The organism is Collimonas sp. OK307 (assembly GCF_900113705.1).
GTDB lineage: Bacteria > Pseudomonadota > Gammaproteobacteria > Burkholderiales > Burkholderiaceae_D > Collimonas.
In genome coordinates, this window is the sequence record NZ_FOQI01000022.1 from 25,055 (window position 1) to 48,442 (window position 23,388).

A 23,388-nucleotide genomic window follows, 5' to 3' on the forward strand; every position below is an offset into this window, starting at 1 on the left:
ATGCGGACGTTCTTCAAAGCCACGATGACTGCGGCCATGCTGGCCGCAGTTTTTTCCGCTCCGACCGCCCACGCCGGGCTGTTTGACGACGATGAAGCACGTCGGGCGATATTGGATATACGCGCCAAGATTGACGCGGTCAATGCACGAGTCGACGGCAAGGCGGACAAATCCAGTTCGCTTAGTTTGTCGGATCAGAATGACCACCTGAATCAGGAACTGGCCAAGCTGCGCGGACAAATCGAAGTGCTGACCAACGAGCTGGCCAACACGCAGCAGCGCCAGAAAGATTTCTATGTCGACCTGGATACCCGCTTGCGCAAGCTGGAGCCGCAAAAAGTCAGTGTCGACGGGCAGGAAGTCAGCGTTGGCGCCAACGACCAGAAGGCCTACGATGCAGCATTGGCGACCTTCAAATCCGGTGACTACAAAACTGCAGTAACCGCATTTTCGGATTTTGTACGCTCCAACCCGAGTTCGGGTTTAGCGCCATCAGCCCAATACTGGCTGGGGAATTCGTATTACGCTCTGCGTGATTACAAGAATGCGATTGCAGCGCAGCAGGTGGTCGTCAGCAAGTACGCCGACAACCCCAAGGCTGCCGATGCCCTGTTGAATATCTCCAGCAGCTATACCGAGCTGAAGAACAAACCTCAGTCCAAACGTGCGTTGGAACAACTGCTGTCGCAGTATCCAAACACGCCGGCAGCACAGACGGCAAAAGAACGCCTGACAACACTTAAGTAAGCCGCAGAATTTATTTTTGCAAATTATGTAAATAAAAGTGCATATGGGTTTGACAGCTCATATGCACATTACATATAATAGCCGTCTTTCGGGTCGTTAGCTCAGCTGGTAGAGCAGCGGACTTTTAATCCGTTGGTCGCAGGTTCGAATCCCGCACGGCCTACCACGAATAAGCAGTACAGTAAAAAGCCCCCAGCAATGGGGGCTTTTTTATTAGGCATCGATTTTGATATTCTTGCTAAATTTGGCAAAAGCGGTATGCATACTTTCACTCAGAAATCACAACCGGAAGTACCTAGTCAACGCAATAAAATTGTATAACTCAGTCAAATCAAAAAAAAGTATTCCTTCTTAGAGCAATATTGCTATATTGAATGAATTTCATATCCCTCCTCCTAGTGATTTGACTGTTCGAATGCACCCAAAAACCATAAACACGTCACCCGCCTCACACTTGCAGCGCACTAATAATTTCAATTTGTGCCGTCTGGTACTGGCGATTCTGGTCATCGTTTCTCATGGACCTGAATTAATTGACGGGAACAGACACAGAGAATTACTGACTCAGCTATTCCATACCATATCGTTTGGCGAATTCGCCGTAGACGGCTTCTTTTTAATAAGTGGGTATTTGATTACTCAAAGCTGGCACGAAACTCCACAGGCATTTTCCTTTTTAAAAAAAAGAGTGTTGCGAATATTTCCAGCATTCATTGCCTGGTCGCTAATTTCCGCCGTAATCGTTGGCCCCTTAGCTGCAGATCCCAGGTACTTTTTTCAATTTGATATTCCAGCGTTCGCCAAGGGCATGTTGGCACTTCAAGTACCTCAAGTCCCCCCCGTTTTCGTGGGCAGCCACTATCCCCTGATCAATGGTTCGATGTGGACGATCAGTTATGAATTTTATTGCTATTTGGCCATCTTGGCGTTTGGGATTTTCGGGTTGCTGCGGCATAGGGCTTCGTGGCTCTCAACTACATTGATTCTGCTTGCACTCAATGTGCTGCACAATTTTGGCGTACAAACGACTTGCTTCGGTTTCTGCGACTTGGTTAACCCGATATATCGCTTAAGTATGTTTTTTTTCGCCGGTGGCTGTTTTTTTCTCTATCGCGACTCTTTGCGATACGAAAAGAAATTTTTGATAGTACTAATCCCATTACTGCTGGCTGCCCTTTTCAGCATTAGAACAGCAGAGATCGCACTGGCTACCCTTGGTGGGTATCTGTTGTTTTATTTTGCTCTTGCCCGCATACCGGTTTTGTCATACTTCAACAAACTCCCGGATGTTTCGTACGGCCTATATTTATCCGCATGGCCAGTGACAAAATTGCTAATCTTATTTTATCCAGAGATATCCGCACCCACATTGGTGCCCCTCACTACCTTGATCTGCATTATATTTGGTGCCGCAAGCTGGTATGTCGTTGAGAAGCCATTTCTCAAATTGAAAAATTGGCAAGGCAGTCGCCCTAGTGCGATAAACGCCACATGACCTTCGCCACGACACATCAGGTTGTCATAGGTATCTTACTTAACATGACTGATCAGTACCGCGAAAACCAATGTCAAAGATGCTTACAGCAAGTAAGTAGTTTTTTTGTTTTTGATGATCAATTTTTTTGCCAGCGCAAATAATCATTCAGCACCCTATAAACAGCAGCAAGCCCCGGCAACATCGAATTTAAAGCTTCCATAGAACTATCGATAAATTCGAACATACACCCATATTTTTTCCGTTTTTCTTTTGATTTGGCAACGCGCATACTTCTCCCTGTCGATCCCACCCTGCATCCACCGCACTCATTTTTCACTGTGAAAAATGGCGTTGCCTGCAGTAACTGACGGAGAAAATCATGCTTCAAATTCGTAAAAGCGAAGAACGCGGTATTGCCGATCACGGCTGGTTGAATTCGCGCCACACATTTTCGTTCGGCCAATATTTCGATCCGCAGCACACCGGCTTCGGGCCGCTGCTGGTGATCAATGAAGACCGGGTGCAAGCCGGCCAGGGTTTCGGCACGCACGGCCACAGCGACATGGAAATCATTTCTTATGTGCTGGATGGCGCGCTGGAACACAAGGACAGCATGGGTACCGGTTCGGTCTTGCATTACGGCGATGTGCAAAGGATGAGCGCCGGCACCGGCGTACGCCACAGCGAGTTCAATCACTCGGCGACAGCGCCTGTGCATTTCCTGCAGATCTGGATTCAGCCGAATGTCAAAGGCATTCCGCCCAGCTATGAAGAAAAGCATTTCACCGTCGCGCAAAAACAGGGACAGCTGCGTTTGATCGCATCAGCCGATGGCCGCGACAACTCGGTGCTGATACATCAGGACGCATCGATCTACGCAGCGATCCTGAACGGTGACCAGCCGCTGCAATACGCGCTGGCTGGCGGACGCAACGCGTACGTGCATGTGATACACGGCCGTCTCAGCGTCAACGGCACCGAACTTAAGGGCGGCGATGCGGTGAAGGTGACGGCGGAGAATCTGATCACGCTGGCGAATGCCGACGCCGCAGAAGTGCTGCTGTTCGATCTGCCTTATTGATTTTGTATTCTGATTTACAGAAATGATCCAGGCCGGGATTCAGGCAGAACCACTTCACGCCGTCCGGCCTGTTTATTTAGACGCCCCCGGCACATGCCGGATCAAACGCGCCATTGCATCGCTGTCGCGCATTCTTTCGATCCACCAGTTCAAGGCGGCACCATCGTCGCCGGTGCGCCACGCCAGCGAAAACGTTTCATCCGGTTTCGGTTCTTCCACTTCTTTCACAATCAAGGCGCCGGAGGCAATCGCTGCGCGTGCGCATGGCTCCGGCAAGAAACCGAAGCCTATGCCGGCCAGTTGCAAATCGTACTTGCTGCGCATATCCGGCACAGTCAGCGTGTCTTGTCCAAACAACAGACCCACCGTGCGCGAGGCCATCCTGCGCGCCGAATCTGCCACGCTGATGGCTCGATGCGGATGCAGCTCCGCCTTGCCCAATACGCGCTTGACCTTGGCCAGCGGGTGCGTGGGCGCCACCACAAACACGAAAGAGATCGTCCCTATCTGTTCGGCGATATAACCGCCGCCTGCAGGCCCCTGCCCCGGTGCGGCAATCAGCAAATCAACGCGGCGTTCCAGCAAGGCTTCCCAGGTGCCCGCCAGAGATTCCCTGGCAATGCGCAAACGGGTTTTATCGGCAATCCCGCAGAAATTGGCGATATCGGTTTCCAGCGCCGCCACCGAAAACAACGAGTCTATGCATATCGTCAGTTCGGTTTCCCAGCCTGAAGCCACGCGGCGCACACGATGTTCCAGGTCTTCCGCCGCTTTCAGCAGATAGCGGCCTTCCTTGAGCAATTCTGCGCCGGCGCGCGTCAACGTGACTTTAGGCCCCTGGCGCTCGTACACCTGCACGCCCAGGTCTTGTTCCAGTTTCGACACGGTATAGGAAATGGTCGAAGGCACCCGATGCAATTCGCTGCCGGCGGCGGAGAACGAGCCGCGGCGGTCGATGGCGTCGAGAATCAACAGTGCATCGAGACTGATTCTGAACATGGCACTCCGGATAGAGAGAAAAAGACTAGGAATCGACTAAAAATCAACTAAAAACCGACTAAGAATCGATGGCGTAGCCGGCCGCGATCCAGGCATCTATACCGCCTGACAACGGCCGTACTTTCTTGTACCCCCTCTGCATCAGCTGCTTGGCAACCAGGGCGGCAGAGGCTTCGTTAGGGCAAGCGCAGTAGACAATTATTTCCTGATCCATCGGCGCATCGAAGACGAAGCTGTTGATTTCCTGATGCGAGATGGTGTACGCACCGGGAATCCGTCCAGCCAGTTGCGAAGCCGGCGAGCGCACATCGACAATCGCCGGGGTGAAGCCTTCCTTGAACAACTGATCCAGTTCCTCCACCGAGATGCGCGCCATGCGCAAGGACATGCGGAAACGCCGACGCTGCCACCATTTGCTGGCGACAAAGATGGCAAATCCGGCGGCGACCAGCATCATGCCGTATTGGCCCAGTTCAGTCAGCACGCCCAACAGATCGTCGATGGTGGTACTGAACAGCGAACCGAGGAAAATCGCCAGGCCGGCCCATAATGCCGCACCTAAGCTATCGTAGATGAGGAATCTCGTGCGGCTGGTGCCGATGGTGCCGGCCAGTGCGCTGGCGATGGAAGCGAAACCGGGGATGAATTTGGCCACCAGTAATGAGCGCGCACCCCAGCGCGAATAGATCGATTCGGTTTGACGCACACAGGAATCCGGCGACAGCGAAATCCGGCACAGTGTAGACAGCACCCTCCTGCCATAACGGCGGCCCGCCAGATACCAGAGGAAGTCGGCGATCAATGCCGCCGCTACGGCAGTCAGCAGCAGCACCGGCGCCGAGTAGTCGCCGCGGTGCATCAGGGCGCCGGTAATCACCAGGGTCGGATACGCCGGCACCGGCGCCCCCAGTTGTTCCGCCAGCACATTGAAAAATACGATGACCAGCCCATATTGCTCAATCAAATGAAACAAATAGGTCATCTCTTTCGTCGCCTCATCGCCATGTCGGAAATTGCCATATAGGCAATATCAAAATACAGTAGTAAATTCCTTGATCATTATAAAGTTGATGGCGATCCGGCTCCGGTCTTTTCTGAAAGATATTCTGTGGCGGCCAGCAAGGCCAGCATCGCAGCCGGCAACAACAGGGCGAAAAACAGCAGGTACTTGTAGGCGAACGCGCCGCCTATCGCACCGGCGCCGAATGCCACCACCGGCCAGAAGAACTTGATGCAGCGCTGGCGCACTACGTCGTCCGCCGCGCCGCGCAGGATGTCGACCAGATCGATCACCAGCTGGGTGACATTGCCGGTCATTACCGTGGTCGGCGTCAGGTGCTGCAAGATCAGGCGGCTGCTGGCATTCTGCACGCCCATGCTGGCGGCGCCGCATATGCCGGCCAGCAAAGCCAGCGGCGCCTCCGTATTGCCGACAGGCTCGGCCAGACAACCGGCGACCATGAAGCATAGCAAAAAGAATAATTGCAGCAACAGCAGATAAGGCATAGGTATTCTGGCGCTGCGTTCCAGCCAGATGTGCGCCACGCGCGTCAGCGCCACCGCGAATATGAAAGCCGGGAACGCCAGCAACTTGATCAGCACGCCGTGCGAATGATTGGCCAGCTCGCTGCCGATCAGCACGAAGTTGCCGGTAACGTGCGCGGTGAACAAACCGAGCAAGGCGATAAAACCGACGGTATCGACGTAACCGGCCAGAAAACTTAATACGATCGACTGATGGGTCATACGACTGTTTGGCTGCATCATATTCTCTTTTCAACCCGTCTCTTCAAACCCGGCCCGCGATCACGTAGCCGAGCGTCATAGCCACCACCAGCAAAGCGCCGACCGGGGTCGGCGGCGTTGGTGAAGGCAAATCGAACCAGCGGCAGACCGCGCCCACCAGCAACCCCAGGATGGCGCCCAGCAGCAGGGCAATCATGATTGTCCCTCGGGCGCAACACGGGTCGCCAGATAACGACCTACAAGCCAATATCCGCTACTCATCATGAACACCAGCAGCGCTCCGCTTAACACCGGCGGTGAAGGCACCGGAATCTGCGCCAGGCGACAAGCAGCGCCGACCACGAACGATAGTAGCAAACCCGTCAGTATTTTTGTATAACGCATGATAATCCTCGATGAAGTCTAGGGCCTGTTAACAATTAATTTGGGAGTGCGAACGCGCGGCAGGCGTTGCGTGCCTAGGCGCAGCGACGCGACGTAGCGGTGCTACGGCAAGGAGATGCAACGACGGCATGTGACGCCTGCAGCCGTTCCCGGAGGGTTCAAACCAAAACGTGCGCTGGCCGCGTTGCATGGCTTGCTGGGGCACCAGCCCCAGCTGCGCCACGCGCCTTGCCAGCACACGTTTTGGTTTGAACGCATCTCCCAAATTAATTGTTAACAGGCCCTAGGCTTAAGACGGACTCTGTCGGAGCAGTCCGGCGCAAATTCAGAAGGCGAAGCAGCTGCAACCTAACGCGCCCCAGAAACCGGAGTAATCGGAAATCGGCAGGTTCGATTTTCTTGCCGAGTCATGCGCATGGGTGTGCACACCGCATGCGCCGACGCATTGATGCGGTAAAGCATGGCGTTGTTGCAACACAGGACGAAAATGCCCCGGCACATTTTTCACCGGCGACCAATCCGGCAATACCGGAATCGGCGGCGGCGCGAGAGGTGAAAATTCAGCCGCGCCGTAGACGACCTTGCCGTCGACTATCGTCAACACTGATTCCAGCGCCTTGATACCGTCTTCATCGATAGCAAAAAAATCGGCAGACAAGACGGCCAGATCGGCCAGTTGCCCTTGCCTGATACGGCCTTTCTTGCCTTGCTCGCTGGAGAACCAGGCGCTGCCGGCAGTCCACAGTTCGAGTGCGGTTTCCCGCGGCAACCTGGCAGCGGTGTCATACAGCTTCATGCCGCCGACGGTGCGCCCCGATACCAGCCAGTACAGTGCAGTCCAAGGGTTGTAACTGGCCACGCGGGTAGCGTCGGTGCCGGCGCCGACCGGTACACCCATGTCCAGCATGCGTGCCACAGGCGGCGTGTGGGCGGCGGCGGCGGCGCCATAACGGTCGACAAAATACTCCCCCTGGAACGCCATCCGGTGCTGGATGGCGATACCGCCGCCAAGTGTGCGCACCCGTTCGATATTGCGCGGCGTGATGGTTTCCGCATGATCGAATATCCAGTGCAAGCCATCGAAAGGAATCTCGCGATTCACCTTTTCAAACACGTCCAGCATGCGGCCGATCGACTCGTCATAGGTGGCATGCAGGCGGAACGGCCAACGGTTCGACACCAGATGCCGCACCACTTTTTCCAGTTCGTCCGCCATGCCTGCCGCCAGCTCCGGCCGCGGCTCCAGGAAATCTTCAAAGTCTGCCGCCGAAAACACCAGCATTTCACCCGCGCCGTTATGACGGTAAAAATCGTCGCCGTGTCCGGGGCTGACCATGTCCGTCCATTTCTGGAAATCCTCCAGTTCCTGTCCCTTGCGCTGGGTGAACAGGTTGTAGGCGACGCGGATAGTCAACTGCTGGTCACGCGCCAGCTGGTCGATGATGGCGTAGTCTTCGGGATAATTCTGAAAGCCGCCGCCGGCATCGATGGCGCTGGTGACGCCGAGCCGGTTCAGTTCGCGCATGAACTGGCGGGTAGAGTTGACTTGTTGCTCGCGCGGCAATGCCGGGCCCTTGGCCAGGGTGGCGTACAGGATCATTGCATTCGGCCTGGCGATCAGCATGCCGGTCGGATTGCCAGCCGCATCGCGCTGGATCTCGCCGCCGGGCGGATTCGGCGTGTCCTTGGTATAGCCTACAGCGCGCAAGGCGGCGCGATTGAGCAAGGCACGGTCATACAGGTGCAAGATAAACACCGGCGTATCAGGTGCTGCCGTATTGATTTCTTCCAGTGTCGGCATGCGCTTTTCAGCAAACTGGAATTCGGTCCAGCCGCCGACCACACGCACCCACTGCGGATGCGGTGTTCGCAAAGCCTGTTCCTTCAGCATGCGCAAGGCATCCGCCAGTGAAGGCACGCCTTCCCAGCGCAATTCCAGGTTGTAGTTAAGGCCGCCGCGGATCAAGTGGATGTGGGAATCGTTCAAGCCGGGCACCACGGTACGGCCGTTCAGGTCGATCACTTGGGTCGTCGCACTGCGATGACGCATCACCTCTTCGGCATCGCCGACTGCAATGAATTTACCGTCCTTGATTGCCACTGCCGTCGCCAGCGGTTGCGTCTTGTCGACCGTATGAAAACGGCCGTTCAACAAAATCATGTCTGCACTCATGGTTTTCCCCTCGCGCTATCGGATCTGATACAACACGGCCCTGTCGGTGACTGAGTAACTGAACAGGACCGACCGCTCTTAATGCGCTTCGGAAGCGTTGAACATGGTCTTGGCATAAATCAAGCCGAGGCCGTAGCCGCCGCCGTGGGCAATCGAGGTGGCCACGGTTTCGTTGTAGGTATCGCCGCGTGCCCAGTCGCGTTGCAGTTCCAGCAGGTACTGTAGCGAGGTCATGGGCCGCGCGCCTTGCTGGATCATGCGCTCAACCGCACGCTGATGCGCCTCGTCGGACACATCACCGCTGGCGTCGGTGATTACATACGCTTCGAATCCCTGATCCAGGGCCGACAATGCCGGACCGACGATACACACCGAAGTCCACAAACCGGCCAGCACGATCTTGCCCTTGCCGATGGCATTGACCCGTTCGGCAATGCGCGCATCTTCCCAGGTATTCATGGTGGTCCGGTCTATCACTTCCTGCTCGGGGAACACGGTTTTGACTTCGTCGAAGATGGGGCCTGAAAACGACTTTTCGGCGACCGTGGTCAAAATTGTCGACACCTTGAATTCCTTTGCGGCCTTGGCTACCAATGCGACGTTATTGCGCAAGGACGCCAGATCGATGGATTTGGTGGCGAACGCCATTTGCGATTGATGATCGATCATGATCAAGGTGTGGTTGACGGGATCCAGCAGTGTGCTTCCTGGCTTGCCTGTGGCGATTGGCATGATTTCTCCTCTTTGATATGCAATTAATTCGATATTTAAAAAAATTGTTTTCTATTGATTGGCATTAGGTTAGTGCCAATGAGTTGCAGTATGGTCGAGGAAAAATCAAAAGAAAAACGGAAAATTTGTTGAGCAATGATCGAATTAATCGATCATTAATTTTTCGATATTTTTCAAGCAGGAAGAATGCACAGAAAGGGTCAGGAAATACAGGGGACAGCGCTGACGAACATGTTCGCCGCAAACAAGCCTCAGGCCAGTTCATCCAGAAGCGAATGACCATAGACGGTGAAGCGACTTTTACCCTGGCGCTTGGCTTGGTACATGGCTTCATCAGCCTGGCGTAAGGCTGCATCCCACTCCAGGCTCTCCGCCTGGCACAGGGCGATGCCGATGCTGCAGCCGATACCGTCGCCGATGGCGGCGACGCGGCTGGCAACCGCGGTAGCAGTGGCTTTGATGACGGCCGGGGGAGCCACCAGGCACACCACGAATTCATCGCCGCCGACCCGCCCGGCGATATCGCTGTCCCTGAGGACGGACCTGAGGGCGGCGGCCACTTCAACCAGTACGGTATCGCCGCGGTCATGCCCGAGATTGTCGTTAATCTGCTTGAACCCGTCCAGGTCGATGAACAATCGCGCTACCGCCTGCTGATTGAGCAAGTCACGGCTACGCAGGGTTTCCGCCAGCTCGAGAAACAGCGAACGGCTGGGCAGACCAGTCAGATGGTCCAACCGTACCTGATCCATCTTGACTTCCAACATGGCGTTATTGAGCGCCAGCAGGCGAGCATCCTGCACCGTTTTCAGATAGACCTGATTCATTTCGCGCAAATAGATCAGCAGCAGCGCCGTCGCCGAAATCAGTGCATTACAGCGGCCAACGTACCAGCCAACTGAAAACTGGCTGCCGCCCGCCATGGTGATGCTGGTGTCGCATAACAGCGCAACCAGGGCAACCAGGGCAACCCCAGCCACACTTGCAAGACTGTCTTGAAGCGTGAGACCTGCCACAAGATCAATAAGGTCAAAGCAATAATAAACTGCAGAAAAGGACCGATGCCGCTAGTGACCACACGATGAAAATTGCCGTTGTCTTCGAGTTGCGGCAATTGCTCATGAAATACGATAACCGGGACCAGGCTTGTCACCAGCGCCACCACTACCACCGCCATCAGCACTTGCTCCATGCGCTCGGGATGGCGAGTCGCCAGAGCAGGACTCCAGCGGAGGCTCGCAGCATAAAGCAAAATCCCCAGCGCCATTCCCGCATGCCAGAAAACCCACAACCAGATGGTAGTCTGCGCGCCGCCCAGAACCGCCCTTTGCGGCAGGAACATATCGGGCAAAGCCAGGAATTGCACGATGAGAATCCCGGCGCAATAGAAACAGCCGCCACACCGATGTACAGCAAATCGAGTGTCCTGGTGGCCCGATAGTGGGCAAAAATCAGATAGGTAATGATGACGTAGGCAACTACAGTCGCCGTCTGGTACGAAGGAAGGAAGGCAGGCACCGGCGGCCCTATGAACGCCGCCAGCGGCAATAACAGCAGTGTTGCCACGACAATTCCGATGCAGGTCCACAGTGCGCGCCGCCGCTGGTCGCCGGTCGCCAGACGTGTCGCTGGCGAAGCACTTGTCTGGTGCCAGGCTGGCTTGAGGATGGCTGTGTCACCTGCATTAAGTGCGCGGTTGGTCATTGCCTGTTCTTTATAAAACTCCTGGATATTTTAATTTCCAAAAAGAAACTTTCCTTGCGACCACTAAATAATAGCTTGAATGCCTACATCGGGTTAATACAAAAAAGCTATCAATATCGTTTTCAAAAGAGATTTGCGAGTTGCAATACAATGGCCGTTTCCCCCCTTCCTTGAGACCATGCCATGCGCGCTATCGAAATCACCCACCCCGGCGGCCCGGATGTATTACAAATCTGTGAACGCCCTCTCCCGTCTTTCAAACCAGGCGAAGTATTGATCAAGGTGCAGGCCGCCGGCATCAACCGGCCCGACGTGTTTCAACGCACAGGCAATTATTCGCCGCCGCCGGGCGCGTCTGATTTGCCGGGACTGGAAATCGCGGGTGAAATTGTCGATGGCGATTTCAGCGACAGCACTTTCAAGAAAGGCGATCTGGTATGCGCCTTGGTCCAAGGTGGCGGCTACGCCGAATACTGTTGTGCGCCTACCGCGCAGTGCCTGCCTCTGCCGGATGGCTGGAGCGCAGTGGAAGCGGCATCGCTGCCGGAGACTTTTTTCACTGTCTGGAGCAATGTGTTCGATCGGGTAAAACTGGCGAGCGGCGAAACCCTGTTGGTACAGGGCGGCAGTTCCGGCATCGGCGCGGCGGCGATCCAGATCGCCACGGCACTTGGCCATCGGGTATTCGCTACCGCCGGCTCGGATGAAAAATGCCGTGCCTGCGAAGAGCTGGGCGCCGAACGCGGAATTAACTACCGCACTGAAGACTTCGCCGCTGTCATCAAGGAAGCAACCGACGGCAAAGGCGTCGATGTCATCCTGGACATGGTGGCCGGCGACTATGTTCCGCGCGAAATAAAGTGCCTGGCCGACGACGGCCGCCTGGTATTCATCGCTACCCTCGGCGGCAGCAGCGCCAATATCGATTTCCGCCACATCCTGATGCGGCGCCTGACGATTACCGGCTCGACCTTACGGCCACGGCCGATCGCCTTCAAGGCCGCTATTGCGGCCCAATTGCGCGAGCGCGTCTGGCCGCTGCTGGCGGCAAAAAAAATCAAGCCGGTGATTTTCAAGACATTCCCGCTTGAGCAGGCGGCGCAAGCTCATGCGTTGATGGAGAGTAGTTCGCACATCGGCAAGATCATGCTGACTATCGAACACTAGACAACACGCAAGGTGGGCACGCTGTGCCCACCCTATGACCGTGCGTGGTTTTTATAGTTAATCCAACGGCACCGAGCGATAGCGGCTAACTTCCGATGCACTCACGATCGGCGCCTTGTTACCCCAGCTGTTGCGGATATACGAGACGACCGCAGCGACTTCACTATCGCTCAGCGTCGGACCGTACGGCGGCATGCCGTAAGGACGCGGATTGGCAGCCGTACTCGGTGCAAAGCCGCCGTTCAACACCACCCGGATCGCATTCACCGGCGCCGACATGGTGATTGCGTGATTGCTTGCCAGCGGCGGGTAGGCCGGCCATGCGCCTTTGCCAGAAGCCTGGTGGCAATCCACGCAATGATTCTTGTAGATCTTCTGGCCCAGCTCCATCGCCCTTGCCACCTGGTCAGGACTGGCGCGCTCTTTTTCTGCCGCCGCTTCCTTCTGGCGCGGCAACGATTTCAGGTAAACCGCCATCGCACCGACATCCGCATCGCTCAGATGCTGCAGGCTGGCGCCCACCACCTCCGCCATCGGCCCCAACACGGTGCCGCGCGGTGAGATGCCATCTTTCAGCAAAGCGCTGATGTGCTGGATATCCCAGTCGCCAAGACCGATTTCTTCATCCGATGTCAGCGAGGGTGCGTACCAGTTCACCACCGGGATAAAGCCCCCGCCCAGTTCCGCCTTCAGATCGCTGCCGCCAAGTGCATTGCGGGTGGTGTGGCAAGCACTGCAGTGACCCAGCCCCTGCACCAGGTAAGCACCGCGATTCCATTCGACGGATTGTTGCGTCTCGGCTTGATACACGCCAGGCCGGAAATACAGGGCGCGCCAGCCGTAGAGCAGGAACCGCTGGTTATAGGGAAAACGTAAATCGTGTTCCAGATTCTTTTGCTGTACCGGCGGCACGCTCTGCAAATACGCAAACATCGCATCGGCATCGGCGCGCGTGACCTTGGTGTAGTTCGTGTACGGAAAAGCCGGATACAGCAAGCTGCCGTCTTTCGATTTACCGTTATGCAGCGCGCGCCAGAAATCGTCGGCCGACCAGGTGCCGATACCGGTTTCCTTGTCAGGCGTGACATTCGGCGAATAGACGGCGCCGAACGGCGTCTGTATCGCGCGCCCGCCCGCCAGCTCCTTGCCACCGCGCGCTGTATGGCAAGCCATGCAATCGCCGGTGCGCACCAGATAGGCGCCGTGCGCAATCTGTTCGGTGGAACTCACTGCAGCGGTCGCCGCCGGCGGCGGCTGGTCGCCGCGATCGTCGACGTTGAGCATCGCCACCACCCCGACTGCCACCGCGATCAGCAACACCAGAGCGCCGGCTGCCCACATGAATATCCGTTTCATTCTTGGCTCCGCTTCATCAGTTGGGGACACTGCCGCAAGCAAGCGGCAATTTGACCGAGGTTGGAGCAACTGCAACGGCGTCGGCGGGGACCGGTTGCGCCGCCAGCCATGCCGACACCGCACCGATATCATCCGCGCTCAAGCGTTGCACAACCTGCGCCATGCAGTCCGGCGCCTTGCCGTGCCGTGCGCCGTTTTTCCATGCGCCTATCTGCCCGACCAGGTAATCTCGCGGCAAGCCAAGCAAACCCGGTGTAGCCGGCATGACGCCGGTCATGGCGCCGCCGTGGCAGGCGATACAGGCTGGAATTTTCTTGGCAGGATCCCCCTTGTTGACCAGGGTTTCGCCGCGCTCGCGAGTTGCGTTCGACTGATCGAATGGTTGCGGCGCCGGGTAAGGCGGGTGCTGATCTGCAAAATACTGGGCGATTTCCTGCAGATAAGCGTCAGACAAATGATCGACCAGGTAGGTCATCATCGGATACCGACGGCGTCCTTCGCGAAAATTATGCAGCTGGTTGTAGAGGTAGCCAGCCGGTTTGCCGGCGATGCGCGGATAGTAGCCATCGTTGGTGGCACGCCCCTGTTCGCCATGGCAGGCAGTACATGCGGTGAGGCGCTGCTTGATGGTATCGGGAACCGTGCCGGCGTCGACTTCTGCCGCATTGGCAACCACCGCCAGCAACGTCGCGGCAACGAAAAACAGAAATTTCGAACTAAGATGGCCCGCGCGGCCGGTGGCCGGTCTTACCGAAAGAATCGACATGATTTCCTGCCTTGTTATGTTGCTGCGTTTTCCGCTGCATTTTTTGGGAGGGCATTCAGGTTACGATTATAAACTAGCAAGTACGGTAAATACCCTACCGCAACAGCCGTTCGGGCTGGACAAATTGTCCCAGGCCGGAGGCACGGCGAAACAGTCGGGAAATCTCATTTTGGCGGTTTCTGCGGCGGTACCAGGGGTTGGTCGATCGTAGTTCCCGGTTCATTCACGTACATTTGTTCTTCGACGATATCGAGCTGCTGGCTGCCGTCCAGCGCGTGCCCGGTCCATCTCTCGGCCGGACTCAAGGGTTGCGGTTTCTTTTTCTTGTCGGTGGTGCTGTTCGTCGAAACATCTTTAGTTTTACCCATCGCAGTCTCCTTGGTTGCCAGGCCCGTTGTATATTTTCAATATAGAACTTTCACGGACTGGCGCATAGCAAAGAATCCATTGCAACGAAAAAACGCCGCCCCGGACTCACATCCGGGGCGGCGTTTCAAGTTTCAATGATAGCTGGTGTCCTGGATCAGCGCTCGTAGTAACCGCCTCGGTACGGCTGGCGGTAATAATAGTCGCGGCTTTCCACGTAGACCGGTGCTGGCCGGTAGTACACAGGTTGCGGCTGGTAGTACACCGGGGCCGGGCGATAGTAGACCGGCTGCGGCCGGTAATACACTGGCGCAGGCTGCGCATAATAGCCTTCTCCACGGTCATAGTAACCACGATCATCCTGGCGGTAGCCGCCGGAAGTCGCGCCTACTGCAGCACCAAGCACGCCGCCGACGATAGCGCCGTTACGGCCGCCCACCGCGCCGCCGATGACAGCGCCGGCTACCGCACCGATGGCAGTATTGGCGCCATCGTCGTATGCCATGGCAGAGGTTGAAATTGCAGCAGTTGTGCTAGCCAGCAGCGCAACGCAAATCCATTTTTTGTACAGCATGGTTGACTCCTTTAAGGGTCGTATAGTCAACAGCCCGGCAAAAATTGCAAGATCGCGGCTGTTGATTTGAACTATAGGCCAGCTTCCGGAAAAACCATGCAAGCGATACACACTTTTACATTTGCACAACATACTTACATCTACAGGTTTAGTGCAGTTTGACTGACGGTTTGGCGTGCTTCATCAAGCTGCTGGCGGCCGCCGTAACGCCGGTACGAACCGGCCCCAGCAAGGCATTCAAGTGCATCAGGTGCAGGCTGGCGTACATCATACGGGCAAAGAAACCGTCTACAAACCAGCCAAGCTTGGTCAATGAGCCCATCAAGGTGCCAACCGAAGTATTCCTGCCGAACGACACCAGCGAACCGTGGTCCGTATAGACATAGGGTGCATCTTGTGCAGCCTGGCCCTTGTTGGCGCGGACGAACGTCTCCAGCAGATAATCAGCCTGCTGATGTGCCGCCTGGGCGCGCGGCGGCACCATTTTTCCATCCGGCCCGATGCATGCCGCGCAATCGCCCAGCGCATAGATATTGCCGCTACCGGCAACCTTCAGGAAACCGTCGACTTCCAGCTGGCCTGATTTTGTCACCGGCAGTCCCAGCGCCTTGAGGAAATCGGGCGCCTTGATGCCGGCCGACCATACGCACAGGTCGGAAACATAATTGTTACCGTTGGCGTCAGTGACAAAATTCTCCGAGATGCTGGCGACACGGCAATCTGTCACCACTTTCACCTCACGCTCCTGCAGGAGTTTGGTAGCGGCTTTCGAGACCCGTTCCGTCAAAGGCGCCAGCAGGCGTGGCGCGCCTTCCAATATGGTGATGCGAACGTCGCGGTTCGGACTCAGGTGCGGAAAATCGTAATCGGTGTACACGCTGCTGGCATCGCGCAATTCTGCCGCCAGCTCAACGCCTGTAGCGCCGCCGCCGACAATCACGATATCGACCCCGGCATCCGGATTCTTTTCTTTCTTCAAATCCGCCGCCGACAGCATCTTCAACAGGCGCAGCCGGAATTGTTCGGCGTCTTCGGTGGTGTTCAGCGAAATCGTATTTTCCTCGGCGCCGCTGATGCCGAAATAATTGGAAACGCTGCCGACCGCAATCACCAGTTTGCTGAACCCGATTTGACGTGCCGGGATCAATTCGTCCGCCGATTCATCGAGTACCGCATCCACCGTGATCGTGTTGTTGCCACTATCGAGAGCACTCATGGCGCCATAGACAAAACGAAATTTGTTGTCATGAGCCAACATTTGGTAAGACAGGCCTTCCTGATGGATATCGCGCGTACCCGCTGCGACTTCGTGCAAGGACGGCTTCCAGATGTGATACAGCGCCCGGTCTACCAGCGTGACGTGGCCGCTCCCCAACTTGCGGCCGAGCTTGCAAGCCAGCTCAAGCCCACCGGCGCCACCGCCAACAATCACGATTTCATCTGACATGCATCTATCCTTCAAATTTTATTGACCAATCACGCTTGGAAACCTGGGCTTCCGCAGACACAAAAACCAGCGAACCGCCTGGCAAGTCTACTTTTATAGTGCCGCATAGCGCAATAGTGCCGTAGATTCAGCGATTTTTGATCAGGCGACGCCAATTTACAGTATTCGGGAACAAACCGCGACGTCGGAAAACGGCTCGGACTGTATGCCAAAACGCGACTTCACCATGCAAAATCTGAGCGAAAATCAGTCATGACAAATACTGCAATGGCCGCTGGTTCACGGCCTCAGTCTGCGCTATGATGAAAGTGGAGGCCGATTAACAAACATAAGAAACATAAGAAAATAGTTTTCAGGAGGGTATATGTACCGGAAAATTCTCGTCGCCTACAATGGCACGCCCGAAAGCCGTTCTGCCTTATATTCGTGCATCCAGCTGGCCCCCGCCCCTGAAGTCGAGATCCATCTGCTGGGGGTGATCAATCTTGCCACCTATCTGATGGCAGGCGAGTTCGTCGCCGAATCCGCCATCCGGGCTGAAAAAACCTTGCTGGAACAAGAGCTGATCAAAGGCCACAAATTGCTCAGCGACGCCGGTCTCAAGCCCATCGATCACTTTGAAAGCGGAGAACCTGTCAACGTGATCAGCGACCTGGTCGGCAAACTGGGAATCGACCTGGTGATTGTCGGCCATTCGCGCAAAAGGCCGCTGGCGACGCGCTGGTGGCGCGGTTCGGTGGATACCTTGCTGGTTGAAAAAGTGCCTTGTAGCGTGCTGGTGGCGACCGACCCCTGCGTCCCCTGGCCGGCTTAAAGCCTGCGCCAACAGGGCAGCCTGCGCAATACCGGCTGCCTACGTGCCGGGTTGATCTGCCGGTGCCGGTGGTGCCTGCTCCAGCATCGGCAATTCGATCACTACCGTGGTGCCCTTTCCTTCTGCGGCCTTAAAGTGGACGCTCCCCCCCAGATAAGTGGCTCTTTCATGCAAGCCACGCAAACCATGGGTGACAGTGTTTTCAAAACGCTGCTGCGACATGCCGACGCCATTGTCGCGTACAGTCAGCGCCAGCCGGTCTTCGTCGATATCGAGGATTACCTCCACCTGGCTGGCTTGCGCGTGCTTGGAAACGTTATTTAAAATTTCCTGCAACATCCGATATACAGCGATGTCGACTTTATGATCGACCGCAATATCTTCATCCGGCAGGCTGGACTTGCAAACGATCCCGGTGCGTTGGCCGAAATCTTCCAGCTGTTCCAGGATTGCCGCTTTCAATCCAAACAGATCAAGCATGTTAGGCCGCAGCTCCGTTTGAATCCGGCGTGTAGTAGCCACCAGCGAACTGAGCAGCGCCTGCATCTGGGCCTGGCGATTCTGCCATTGTTCATTGTCCGGCAAGACTTTATAGACTCCCGCCAGATGCATGCTGAGCGCCGTCAGCGACGCGCCCATATTGTCGTGCAACTCGCGCGCAATCGCCCGCTTCTCTTCTTCCCGTATGGTTTCCATGTGGTTGGCCAGTTCGCGCAATAACGCCGTGCGCTGCGCGATGGTGCGTTCCAGCTCCGACTCGCGCTGCCGGAGCGAATCCTCGGCACGCTTGCGTTCACTGATATCGGTGGCGATGCCAACTACCCCCATGACCCGCCCTTGCTGGTCGAACCATGGTGCTTTGGTGGTCTGGAACGTCACCATGTCGTTCGGCGTTTGCACCGTTTGCTCCAGCGTCTCCGACACCTTGCCGTTCATGATGCGGGCATCGTCCTGGTCGATCCGTTCGGCATCTTCCTTCCGTTGAAACAGTTCAGCGCTGCGGCGGTATCTGGCGTCTTGCCATTCCAGCCCGAGCCGGCGCAAGTAGGCTGGATTAGCGAACATCAGGCGCCCTTGGCGATCTTTCACGAAGATCGGATCGTTGGTATTGTCGCTGACTGCGATCAGCAACGCGGTGGCTTCCGCCAGCTCCGCCGCGCTTTGCACACGTGCGCCGTACTCGCGATCGACCTGGCCGGCGGCGCGCCAGAAAATGAACACCACCAGCACGCTGTCGATCAGGGTTAACAAAGGCGGTACCGAGGTACGGTCATAGAAACCCTGGCGCGCGCCCCAGTCTGCCAGCCAATGCAGGGCAACCAGCAAGATCAGCATCTGCGGCACGGAACGGCGCAACATCTGCCCGCCCGGCGCATGTCGGGTAATGATTGCCATCAGGCGCTGACGCGGACGCGACATCAGCAACGCCATGCCGAACAGGAAAAACGCGACTGCCGCCAGCCAGGGAATGCCGGTCGCGTAAACCATCTTGGTCATTGCCGCGACGTTATACAGATAGCCCAGCAACGGGATGGCACTTAAGAAAATGAGGGAAATTGCGAGATATTCAGCCACGTGACGGTCATGCCGGGTGCGATGATCCAGCAGGAGCAAAGCCAGCCCGCAGAAAACAAACCCGATCGCGGCCATCGGATGCAAGCCATCCGGATAGCGCTGGCCCGGATGCGGCGTCAGAGCGGTAAGGAAAACATCGAGCCAGCCGGCGCTGCCCAGCACCTCATGCAACAGTGCTGCGATAGCAAGCATCAGGAGCAAAACGGCCAGTATCTGCGCGAAGAATTTAAACGCTTTTTGGGGCCCGACTACCAGGCACTGCAGTAACAGACTGCAGGTCGCCAGTAGAAAACCGGCTGCAGTGTTAGTGCCCCAGAGGGGCAGCTGTAAAGTAGGAAACGGCAACGAAACCTGCAGCGGAAATGATAGCGAATTTGGCAAGATCACCGGAAAAACAGCGGCAATCAGCACCAACGCAGAAATCAACATCAACAACACGCTCACGGCTACTGCGGCGATGGTAGAGCGCGACACATAGGTTTGAGTCGCAGCCAGGCTCTCCAGCGCGCGCGCCTTCAGCAGATCCTGATCAAGCGGATTGCCGAGTCTCGCCTGATCACTGTCTTCTATCAAATCGCCTCCAGGAAAATCGTGTCGATCAATGATCTGGCAGTCCTGTTCCCAAGGCTGCAAGCAAATCGCGCAGCTTGGTAAACTCTGAACTCTTATCGAAGAAAAAACGCACGCCGTATTTCTCTCCGGCGCGTCGAAAAGCATTGCTGACATTATTGCTGAAAATGATTTTCAGCGAATTGAGCGGCTTGTGCGATTCAGCCAAGGTCCGCAACAGGCTCATGCCATTGCCCTGCTTGAGTTCAATATCCAGAATCAAGACATCAAAAGACTCCGCATCGATTTTTTTCAAGGCGTCAGCCTCCTCTTCGGCAAAACCGGCAAATATCACGCCGGGAATTTCCTTCAAGGTATCAATCATCAAATCCCGTACAGCCACCGAATCTTCCACCAGGAAAATCCGCAAAGGCGCAACGCTGGCACTGGGTGCATCAGGGGTTGTTGTATGGCTCATATTGGGTGACGACTGGCTCTCAGCATATCTAATCGATCAGATTATTCTTGATCGCGTAATAAATGATATCGGCATTGCTCGTCATGCTCATTTTTTGCAGCACACGGGTACGATAAGTGCTGATGGTCTTTACGCTCAGGCAAAGTTCCTTGGCGATATCGGTTACCGCTTCGCCCTGACTCAGCTTATAGAAAATCTCGTATTCGCGCGCGGACAAGGATTCATGCAGCGCCCCGTTTTCAGCATTGGCAGGATCGGCGGTCAATAGCTCTGCAACTGCATAACTGATGTACTTGTGACCTTGCAATATCGTCTCGATAGCTTTCACCAATTCCGTCGCCAGCGCCTCCTTTTGCACATAACCGTCGGCGCCGCTGCGCAGCACCTGCACCGCATAACGACTCTCCGGATGCATGCTCAGCATGAGTACCGGCAGTGCCGGTTTCTCGCGCTTGATCTGCTTCAGCACCTCCACTCCGCTCTTGTCGGGCATCGCGATGTCAAGCAGCACGATGTCATACTCGTTGGAGCGGATCAGACGGATCGCTTCCTGCGCATTGGCTGCCTCACCGGCGATCTCCATGTCCGGGATGTCGGCTATGAAGTACTGGACGCCGGCGCGCACTACCGCATGATCGTCAACCACCAAAATTTTCGTCATTTACCCAACCGTCGCAATCACATAAATTATCCGGCGCTGCGATGGCCTGGTTCCGGCCAATCTTCAGCGTGTGACATCCAGTGTGCGACTGACTGCCTTCAATGTAAACATATGCGGTAATTATTTGTTAAGTTCGATTTTGGCGGCGTTGACGCACTGGTCTTTCGCAGCGCCAGCCAGCGCATCGCACTGGGCAAGCGCCACCTTGTACCGGGCGTCGGCACGCTCTTCCCTGGCACTGGCGCTTGCCTTGGAGACGTCGCGCTGCGTGTTGGCGTTGGCGATGGCTTCGGTTTGTGCGGCTTTCGCTTGCGTGATGCAGACATCCTTGCCGTTACCCGCCAGGCCATTGCATTTTTCCCTGGCTACTGCATAGTCGGCATCCGCTTCGGATTTGCGCGCGCTAGCCAATGCTTCGGGGGTGCCTTTATACTCGGCCATGGCATCCTGCTTGCTGTGCTCACGCGCGGCCGTGGCTTGCTTGAGGCAGACGTCCTTGCCATTGCCGCTGAAATCGTCGCATTTCACCTTGTCCGCCTTGTAGGTGGCGTCTGCGGCATCTTCTGCCGCCTTATAGCTGGCTTTGGCATTATCTGCCGCCAGCGCCAACGATGCTCCGCTAAAGCCAGCGACACCGATTAACAACGCTGCGATCGTTTTTTTGATCATCATTTCAATATCCTTTATTCAATATGACGGCTAGCCTGGCTTGTCATCGCCGGCACTCTTGCATCGGTGCATCCATACTAACCAGGCACAGCCATATGGCGCTATAGGACAGGGACGGATAGGCTTGTAGGACAAACGGAAGTGCCTGTCATACGGAACGTGCCGCCAATGTGTAAAATTGTCAGCCTGCTACTGCCAAATGCTGTTTTCCACAAGTAATCGCCATCGCATCCGCAATCACACGTCTTACAAGGAAGGAAATCATGAGAGTCAGTCGTTATCTAAGTTTTTGGGCAGTGCTGTTGCTGACTTTGCTGCTGGCCGCAGGGGCTGCGACTGGCAAAATGGCTTGGTGGTGGGCGATAGCCTCCGGCTTGCTGACCATACTGGGTATCTGGGACATGAACCAGCGCAGCCACGCGATCCTGCGCAATTATCCGCTGATGGGGCATTTCCGTTTTCTGTTTGAAATGATCCGTCCCGAGATGCGGCAGTATTTTTTCGAGAGCGATAATGACGGCGCGCCGTTTACCCGCAAGGAACGCAGCCTGGTTTACCAACGTGCCAAAGGCGATGTCGATAGCCGGCCGTTCGGTACTGAACTCGATGTCAAGCTGCGCGGCTACGAGTGGGTCGGCCATTCGCTTGCGCCCACCGTCCTCGCCAGCCACGACTTCCGCGTGACGGTCGGCGCCGAACGCGCGCAGCCATACTCCATGTCTGTCTTCAATGTTTCTGCTATGAGCTTCGGCGCATTGTCTGCCAACGCGATTCGCGCACTCAATCGCGGCGCCAAGAAAGGCGGCTTCGCACACGATACCGGCGAAGGCTCGATCTCTCCTTATCATCGCGAATTCGGTGGCGACCTGCTGTGGCAAATCGCCTCCGGCTACTTCGGTTGCCGCAATGGCGACGGCAACTTCAACGAAGAAAAATTCGTGGAGCAAGCCACTTCGCCACAAGTCAAGATGATCACCGTCAAACTTTCGCAAGGCGCCAAACCCGGCCACGGCGGCGTCCTGCCTGCCGCCAAGATCACGCCGGAAATATCGGCAACGCGCGGCGTGCCGATGGGTGTCGATTGCATCTCACCGGCCACCCATTCGTCGTTTTCAAATCCTATCGGCTTGCTGGAATTCATCCAGAAACTGCGCACGCTGTCGGGCGATAAACCGGTTGGGTTCAAGCTTTGCGTCGGCCATCCCTGGGAATTTTTCGGAATTGTAAAAGCCATGCTGCAAACCGGTATCCTGCCTGACTTCATTGTGGTGGATGGCTCTGAAGGCGGCACTGGCGCCGCGCCGCTGGAATTTGTCGATCACGTCGGCATGCCTCTGCAGGAAGGTTTGCTGCTGGTGCATAACACCTTGCTCGGCGCCGGACTGCGCGACCGCATCAAGATCGGCGCCAGCGGAAAAGTGATTACCGCATTCGACCTCGCTCGCACACTGGCGATCGGCGCCGACTGGTGCAATTCGGCGCGCGGCTTCATGTTTTCGCTGGGCTGCATCCAGTCGCAAAGCTGCCATACCGACCGTTGCCCAACCGGTGTCGCCACCCAGGATGTCGGTCGCCAGAAGGCACTGGTGGTGCCTGACAAGGCTGAGCGCGTGTATCGCTTCCATGAAAGCACCCTGCACGCGTTGCAAGAACTGGTGCAAGCTGCCGGCTTGCCGCACGCCTCTGCGCTACGGGCGCATCACATCGTACGCCGCACTTCGGACCATGAAGTGAAACTGATGTCTGATTTGCTGCCTTATCTGCAAGTGGGGGATTTACTAAATCAGAAATATCGCTTTCCGGTATTTGAGAAATACTGGCCGATCTCGCGCGCGGAAAGTTTTCATCCTGCAGCACCGATCAAAACCGGCGCCTGATAAAACAAAAAAAGCCAGGGCTCTCGCGACCCCTGGCTTTTTTCTG

The 23,388-nt window shown here is 56.0% G+C and carries 25 protein-coding genes and 1 tRNA gene; 7 read left to right on the plus strand and 19 right to left on the minus strand.

Annotated elements, in window-relative coordinates:
- From ybgF to BM205_RS21635, 3 genes are all read left to right on the plus strand, one after another.
- The gene (gene ybgF / locus BM205_RS21625) at positions 1–747 is read left to right on the plus strand and encodes a tol-pal system protein YbgF (protein WP_371326521.1); all 747 of its coding nucleotides are present in this window, start codon (positions 1–3) and stop codon (positions 745–747) included.
- Between the two features lie 90 nt (positions 748–837).
- Positions 838–913 (plus strand) — tRNA-Lys (locus tag BM205_RS21630).
- 249 nt (positions 914–1,162) lie between these two features.
- Entirely contained in the window at positions 1,163–2,242 is a 1,080-nt protein-coding gene (locus BM205_RS21635; RefSeq protein WP_092416936.1) for an acyltransferase family protein, read from the plus strand.
- A 118-nt stretch (positions 2,243–2,360) separates the two neighbouring features.
- On the opposite strand, the gene BM205_RS24365 is transcribed toward BM205_RS21635, so the two are convergent.
- Positions 2,361–2,513, minus strand: a complete 153-nt coding sequence (locus BM205_RS24365) for a hypothetical protein (protein ID WP_175511346.1) — start codon at positions 2,511–2,513, stop codon at positions 2,361–2,363.
- Positions 2,514–2,603: 90 nt separating this feature from the next.
- Here BM205_RS24365 and BM205_RS21640 point away from each other — a divergent pair, with 90 nt between their 5' ends.
- Positions 2,604–3,305 (plus strand): pirin family protein, encoded by a 702-nt coding sequence (locus tag BM205_RS21640; protein WP_092416937.1) that lies wholly within the window; start codon positions 2,604–2,606, stop codon positions 3,303–3,305.
- A gap of 72 nt (positions 3,306–3,377) precedes the next feature.
- Here BM205_RS21640 and BM205_RS21645 read toward each other — a convergent pair whose 3' ends face one another.
- The 9 genes from BM205_RS21645 to BM205_RS21690 form a co-directional block, all read right to left on the minus strand.
- Positions 3,378–4,304, minus strand: a complete 927-nt coding sequence (locus BM205_RS21645; RefSeq protein WP_092416938.1) for a LysR substrate-binding domain-containing protein — start codon at positions 4,302–4,304, stop codon at positions 3,378–3,380.
- Positions 4,305–4,362: 58 nt separating this feature from the next.
- Positions 4,363–5,286 carry a DedA family protein/thiosulfate sulfurtransferase GlpE gene (locus tag BM205_RS21650; RefSeq protein WP_092416939.1) on the minus strand — a complete coding sequence of 308 codons (924 nt, stop codon included), beginning with the start codon at positions 5,284–5,286 and terminating at the stop codon, positions 4,363–4,365.
- A gap of 77 nt (positions 5,287–5,363) precedes the next feature.
- Positions 5,364–6,068 (minus strand): YoaK family protein, encoded by a 705-nt coding sequence (locus BM205_RS21655; protein ID WP_175511350.1) that lies wholly within the window; start codon positions 6,066–6,068, stop codon positions 5,364–5,366.
- Between the two features lie 25 nt (positions 6,069–6,093).
- The gene (locus tag BM205_RS21660) at positions 6,094–6,246 is read right to left on the minus strand and encodes a DUF1427 family protein (RefSeq protein WP_092416941.1); all 153 of its coding nucleotides are present in this window, start codon (positions 6,244–6,246) and stop codon (positions 6,094–6,096) included.
- Positions 6,243–6,434, minus strand: a complete 192-nt coding sequence (locus BM205_RS21665; RefSeq protein WP_092416942.1) for a DUF1427 family protein — start codon at positions 6,432–6,434, stop codon at positions 6,243–6,245. Before BM205_RS21665 ends, BM205_RS21660 begins: the two co-directional genes overlap by 4 nt.
- A gap of 325 nt (positions 6,435–6,759) precedes the next feature.
- Complete coding sequence (locus BM205_RS21675) at positions 6,760–8,607, minus strand: amidohydrolase (protein ID WP_092416943.1); 1,848 nt, start codon at positions 8,605–8,607, stop codon at positions 6,760–6,762.
- Between the two features lie 78 nt (positions 8,608–8,685).
- Positions 8,686–9,339 (minus strand): hydrolase, encoded by a 654-nt coding sequence (locus tag BM205_RS21680; RefSeq protein ID WP_092416944.1) that lies wholly within the window; start codon positions 9,337–9,339, stop codon positions 8,686–8,688.
- A gap of 251 nt (positions 9,340–9,590) precedes the next feature.
- Positions 9,591–10,319 carry a GGDEF domain-containing protein gene (locus BM205_RS21685; protein ID WP_175511347.1) on the minus strand — a complete coding sequence of 243 codons (729 nt, stop codon included), beginning with the start codon at positions 10,317–10,319 and terminating at the stop codon, positions 9,591–9,593.
- On the minus strand, positions 10,205–10,705 hold the full coding sequence (locus BM205_RS21690) for an MASE4 domain-containing protein (RefSeq protein ID WP_092416946.1): 501 nt from the start codon (positions 10,703–10,705) through the stop codon (positions 10,205–10,207). The genes BM205_RS21685 and BM205_RS21690 overlap by 115 nt, the downstream gene beginning before the upstream one ends.
- A gap of 521 nt (positions 10,706–11,226) precedes the next feature.
- Here BM205_RS21690 and BM205_RS21695 point away from each other — a divergent pair.
- Positions 11,227–12,210: an NAD(P)H-quinone oxidoreductase gene (locus tag BM205_RS21695; RefSeq protein ID WP_092416947.1), complete on the plus strand. Its 984-nt coding sequence runs from the start codon at positions 11,227–11,229 to the stop codon at positions 12,208–12,210.
- Positions 12,211–12,267: 57 nt separating this feature from the next.
- On the opposite strand, the gene BM205_RS21700 is transcribed toward BM205_RS21695, so the two are convergent.
- The 5 genes from BM205_RS21700 to BM205_RS21720 all read right to left on the minus strand — a co-directional run bounded on the left by BM205_RS21700 (position 12,268) and on the right by BM205_RS21720 (position 16,719).
- Complete coding sequence (locus BM205_RS21700) at positions 12,268–13,566, minus strand: c-type cytochrome (RefSeq protein WP_092416948.1); 1,299 nt, start codon at positions 13,564–13,566, stop codon at positions 12,268–12,270.
- A gap of 16 nt (positions 13,567–13,582) precedes the next feature.
- Entirely contained in the window at positions 13,583–14,332 is a 750-nt protein-coding gene (locus BM205_RS21705) for a c-type cytochrome (RefSeq protein ID WP_139227351.1), read from the minus strand.
- A 164-nt stretch (positions 14,333–14,496) separates the two neighbouring features.
- Positions 14,497–14,700, minus strand: a complete 204-nt coding sequence (locus BM205_RS21710; protein ID WP_092416949.1) for a hypothetical protein — start codon at positions 14,698–14,700, stop codon at positions 14,497–14,499.
- 155 nt (positions 14,701–14,855) lie between these two features.
- The gene (locus BM205_RS21715; protein WP_092416950.1) at positions 14,856–15,272 is read right to left on the minus strand and encodes a glycine zipper domain-containing protein; all 417 of its coding nucleotides are present in this window, start codon (positions 15,270–15,272) and stop codon (positions 14,856–14,858) included.
- Between the two features lie 148 nt (positions 15,273–15,420).
- Positions 15,421–16,719 carry an NAD(P)/FAD-dependent oxidoreductase gene (locus BM205_RS21720; protein ID WP_092416951.1) on the minus strand — a complete coding sequence of 433 codons (1,299 nt, stop codon included), beginning with the start codon at positions 16,717–16,719 and terminating at the stop codon, positions 15,421–15,423.
- Positions 16,720–17,083: 364 nt separating this feature from the next.
- On the opposite strand from BM205_RS21720, the gene BM205_RS21725 reads away from it, so the two are divergent.
- Positions 17,084–17,533, plus strand: coding sequence for a universal stress protein (locus tag BM205_RS21725; RefSeq protein WP_092416952.1), 450 nt, complete (start codon positions 17,084–17,086; stop codon positions 17,531–17,533).
- Positions 17,534–17,572: 39 nt separating this feature from the next.
- Here BM205_RS21725 and BM205_RS21730 read toward each other — a convergent pair whose 3' ends face one another.
- The 4 genes from BM205_RS21730 to BM205_RS21745 form a co-directional block, all read right to left on the minus strand.
- A complete protein-coding gene (locus BM205_RS21730) occupies positions 17,573–19,681 on the minus strand; it encodes a PAS domain-containing sensor histidine kinase (RefSeq protein WP_254784001.1) in 2,109 nt (702 codons plus the stop codon).
- A gap of 25 nt (positions 19,682–19,706) precedes the next feature.
- On the minus strand, positions 19,707–20,135 hold the full coding sequence (locus BM205_RS21735; protein WP_092416953.1) for a response regulator: 429 nt from the start codon (positions 20,133–20,135) through the stop codon (positions 19,707–19,709).
- 28 nt (positions 20,136–20,163) lie between these two features.
- Positions 20,164–20,796, minus strand: a complete 633-nt coding sequence (locus BM205_RS21740; protein WP_092416954.1) for a response regulator — start codon at positions 20,794–20,796, stop codon at positions 20,164–20,166.
- 120 nt (positions 20,797–20,916) lie between these two features.
- Positions 20,917–21,468 carry a hypothetical protein gene (locus tag BM205_RS21745; protein WP_092416955.1) on the minus strand — a complete coding sequence of 184 codons (552 nt, stop codon included), beginning with the start codon at positions 21,466–21,468 and terminating at the stop codon, positions 20,917–20,919.
- Between the two features lie 260 nt (positions 21,469–21,728).
- On the opposite strand from BM205_RS21745, the gene BM205_RS21750 reads away from it, so the two are divergent.
- Positions 21,729–23,342, plus strand: a complete 1,614-nt coding sequence (locus BM205_RS21750; protein ID WP_092416956.1) for an FMN-binding glutamate synthase family protein — start codon at positions 21,729–21,731, stop codon at positions 23,340–23,342.
- The last annotated feature ends 46 nt before the right edge of the window (positions 23,343–23,388 follow it).